Source organism: Pseudomonas citronellolis (genome assembly GCF_029335315.1).
Lineage (GTDB): Bacteria > Pseudomonadota > Gammaproteobacteria > Pseudomonadales > Pseudomonadaceae > Pseudomonas > Pseudomonas citronellolis_A.
The window spans coordinates 1-3,662 of record NZ_JARJLT010000095.1 but is presented as its reverse complement, the minus strand read 5'-3'; the positions used below and the strand labels follow the sequence as shown (position 1 = coordinate 3,662).

The following is a 3,662-nucleotide window of genomic DNA, read 5'->3' as shown; positions in this document are numbered from 1 at the left end:
GGGCCATGCCCGCGAATCGCGCGCATGGCGCGCTCCTACAGCCACACCTGGCTAGCCGTTCTGCGCCTTGTCCAGCTTGCGCAGAAACACCGTCATTTCCTTCTCCGCCTGCTTGTCGCCGTGGGCCTGGGCGGCGGCCAGGCCGTCGCTCCAGGCGGCGCGGGCGCCGGCGGTGTCGCCCTCGGCCTGCAGGGCCTTGCCCAGCAGCTTCCAGGCGGCGGAGTACTTCGGGTCCTGCTCCACGCAGCGGCGCAGGTGCACAGCGGCCTTCGCGGCGTCGCCGGCGTCCAGGTAGCCCTTGCCCAGGCCGAAGCGCAGCAGCGGGTTGTCCACGCCCTTGGCGAGCATCTTTTCCAGGCCTTCGAGCATCGCCCGGCCCTCCTTCAGAAGAACGTCAGACCGGCCTGGAACAGCCGCTCGACGTCACGGATGCGTTTCTTGTCGACCACGAAGAGGATCACGTGGTCGCCGGATTCCACCACCGTGTCGCCATGGGCGATCAGCACCTCGTCGTCGCGGATCACCGCGCCGATGGTGGTGCCCGGCGGCAGGTGCACGTCGCCGATGCGCTTGCCGATGACCTTGCTCGACTTGGCGTCGCCGTGGGCCACCACTTCGATGGCCTCGGCCGCGCCACGGCGCAGCGAGTGCACGCTTTCGATGTCGCCGCGGCGCACGTGGGTCAGCAGGGTGCCGATGGTGGCCAGCTGCGGGCTGATGGCGATGTCGATCTCGCCGCCCTGCACCAGATCGACGTAGGCCGGGTTGTTGATCAGCGCCATCACCTTGCGCGCGCCCAGGCGCTTGGCCAGCAGCGAGGACATGATGTTGGCCTCGTCGTCGTTGGTCAGCGCCAGGAACAGGTCGGTTTCGCCGATGTTTTCCTCCAGCAGCAGGTCGCGGTCCGAGGCGCTGCCCTGGAGCACGATGCTGCTGTCGAGGTTGTCCGACAGGTGCCGGCAACGCGCCGGGTTCATCTCGATGATCTTCACCTGGTAGCGGTTCTCGATGGCTTCGGCCAGGCGCTCGCCGATGTTGCCGCCGCCGGCGATGATGATCCGCTTGTAGTTCTCCTCCATCCGCCGCATCTCGCCCATCACCGCGCGGATGTGGGCCTTGGCGGCGATGAAGAACACTTCGTCGTCGGCCTCGATGACGGTGTCGCCCTGGGGGATGATCGGCCGGTTGCGCCGGTAGATGGCGGCCACCCGGGTGTCCGCGTTGGGCATGTGCTCGCGCAGCTGGCGCAGCTCCTGGCCCACCAGCGGGCCGCCGTAGTGGGCCTTGATGCCGACCAGCTGGGCCTTGCCTTCGGCGAAGTCGATCACCTGCAGTGAGCCGGGGTATTCGACCAGGCGCTTGATGTAGTTGGTGACCACCTGTTCCGGGCTGATCAGCACGTCCACCGGGATGGCTTCGTTGTCGAACAGGCCGGCGCGGGTCAGGTAGGCCGCCTCGCGTACGCGGGCGATGCGCGTCGGGGTGTTGAACAGGGTGTAGGCCACCTGGCAGGCGACCATGTTCACCTCGTCGCTGTTGGTCACCGCCACCAGCATGTCGGCGTCGTCGGCGCCGGCCTGGCGCAGCACCGTGGGGAACGACGCCTTGCCGTGCACGGTGCGGATGTCCAGGCGGTCGTTGAGGTCGCGCAGGCGCTGGCCGTCGGTGTCGACCACGGTGATGTCGTTGGCTTCGCTGGCCAGGTGCTCGGCCAGGGTGCCGCCGACCTGGCCGGCACCGAGGATGATGATCTTCATGGGGTCGCGCCGTCCGGGGCTGTGCTAGCGAGCGGAGATCTTGATGAGCTTGGCATAGTAGAAACCGTCGTGCCCGTCTTCCTGCGGCAGCAGCTGGCGGCCGTGTTCCTGTTTCAGGCCCCAGGGCCCGGCCAGGTCCAGCTCGCGGGCGCCGGGGGTGCGGGCGAGGAAGGCGGCGATCGACTCGCGGTTCTCCTGCGGCATCACCGAGCAGGTGGCGTAGAGCAGGATGCCGCCCACACCCAGGGTCGGCCACAGGGCGTCGAGCAGCTCGCCCTGCAGTTGCGCCAGGGCCGGGATGTCCTCGGCGGCGCGGGTCAGCTTGATGTCCGGGTGGCGGCGGATGACGCCGGTGGCCGAGCAGGGCGCGTCGAGCAGGATGCGCTGGAACGGCTTGCCGTCCCACCACGCGCCGGTGTCGCGGCCGTCGGCGGCGACCAGGCTGGCGTCCAGCTGCAGCCGCGCGAGGTTCTCGCGCACGCGCACCAGGCGGCTTTCCTCCAGGTCGACGCCGAGCACGCTGGCCAGGCCCGGTTCGGCTTCCAGCAGGTGGCAGGTCTTGCCGCCGGGGGCGCAGCAGGCGTCGAGCACGCGTTGGCCGGGGGCCAGTTCGAGGAGGTCGGCGGCCAGCTGCGCGGCTTCGTCCTGCACGCTCACGCGGCCTTCGGCGAAGCCCGGCAGCTCGCGCACGTCGCAGGGCTGGGCGAGCTGGATACCGTCGCGGCTGAAGGCGCAGGGCGCAGCCTCGATGCCGGCGGCCTGCAACTCGGCCAGGTAGGTGTCGCGGCTGCCCTGGCGGCGATTGACCCGCAGGGTCATCGGCGGGTGGGCGTTGTTCGCCGCGCAGACCGCTTCGAACTGCTCCGGCCAGGCCTGTTTCAGCGCCTTCTGCAGCCAGCGCGGGTGGGCCAGGCGCGCGGCCGGGTCGCGGTCGATATCGGCCAGCAGCACTTCGCTTTCACGCTGGGCGCGGCGCAGCACGGCGTTGAGCAGGCCCTTGGCCCAGGTTTTCTTCAGCTTGTCGGCGCAGCCTACGGTCTCGCCGATGGCCGCGTGCGGCGGAATGCGGGTGTAGAGCAACTGGTACAGGCCGACCAGCAGCAGCGCCTCGACGTCGCGGTCGCCGGCCTTGAACGGCTTCTGCAGCAGGCGCGCGGCCAGGGCCGCCAGGCGCGGTTGCCAGCGCGCGGTGCCGAAGGCCAGTTCCTGGGTCAGGCCGCGGTCGCGCGGGGCGACCAGCTCCAGCTGCGGCGGCAGCGAGCCGCCCAGCGAGGCGCGGCCGGCGAGCACGGCGGTCAGGGCGCGGGCGGCGGCGAGGCGCGGGCTGGTGCTCATTGGCCGAGCACCAGGCCGGCGGCGAACTGCTCGCGGCGGCTGTTGAACAGGTCGGCGAAGGCCAGCGGCTTGCCGCCGGGCAGTTGCACGCGGGTCAGCAACAGGCTGCCTTCGCCGCAGCCGACCAGCAGGCCGTCGCGGCTGGCGTCGAGGATTTTCCCGGGCTCGCCCCTGCCCTCGCCCAGGCGCGCGGCCCAGACCTTCAGCGGCTCGCCGTTGAGCGTGGTGTGGCACACCGGCCACGGGTCGAAGGCGCGCACGCTGCGTTCCAGTTCCACGGCGGGACGGCTCCAGTCAAGCTTCGCCTCGTCCTTGTTCAGCTTGTGCGCGTAGGTGGCCAGGGCGTCGTCCTGCACGTCGCCGACGAGGGTGCCGGCGGCCAGGCCGGCGATGGCCTCGATCACCGCCGGCGGGCCCAGGCGCGCCAGGCGGTCGTGCAGGCTGCCGCCGGTGTCCTCGGCGGAAATCGGGGTGGTGACCTTGAGCAGCATCGGCCCGGTGTCCAGACCCGCCTCCATGCGCATCACGGTGACGCCGCTCTCGCCGTCGCCGGCCTGCACCGCGCGCTGG

4 protein-coding genes are annotated in these 3,662 nt (G+C 70.9%); all 4 read right to left on the bottom strand.

Annotation, left to right across the window (positions count from 1 at the left end; all coding sequences use genetic code 11):
• Positions 1-51: 51 nt before the first annotated feature.
• Complete coding sequence (locus P3W75_RS07975; protein WP_276226827.1) at positions 52-369, bottom strand: tetratricopeptide repeat protein; 318 nt, start codon at positions 367-369, stop codon at positions 52-54.
• A gap of 14 nt (positions 370-383) precedes the next feature.
• Positions 384-1,757 (bottom strand): Trk system potassium transporter TrkA, encoded by a 1,374-nt coding sequence (trkA, locus tag P3W75_RS07970; protein ID WP_276226826.1) that lies wholly within the window; start codon positions 1,755-1,757, stop codon positions 384-386.
• Positions 1,758-1,781: 24 nt separating this feature from the next.
• A complete protein-coding gene (gene rsmB, locus P3W75_RS07965) occupies positions 1,782-3,092 on the bottom strand; it encodes a 16S rRNA (cytosine(967)-C(5))-methyltransferase RsmB (RefSeq protein WP_276226825.1) in 1,311 nt (436 codons plus the stop codon).
• Positions 3,089-3,662: methionyl-tRNA formyltransferase (locus P3W75_RS07960; protein WP_276226824.1), on the bottom strand; the 574-nt coding region annotated here is incomplete at its 5' end. The genes rsmB and P3W75_RS07960, both read right to left, overlap by 4 nt.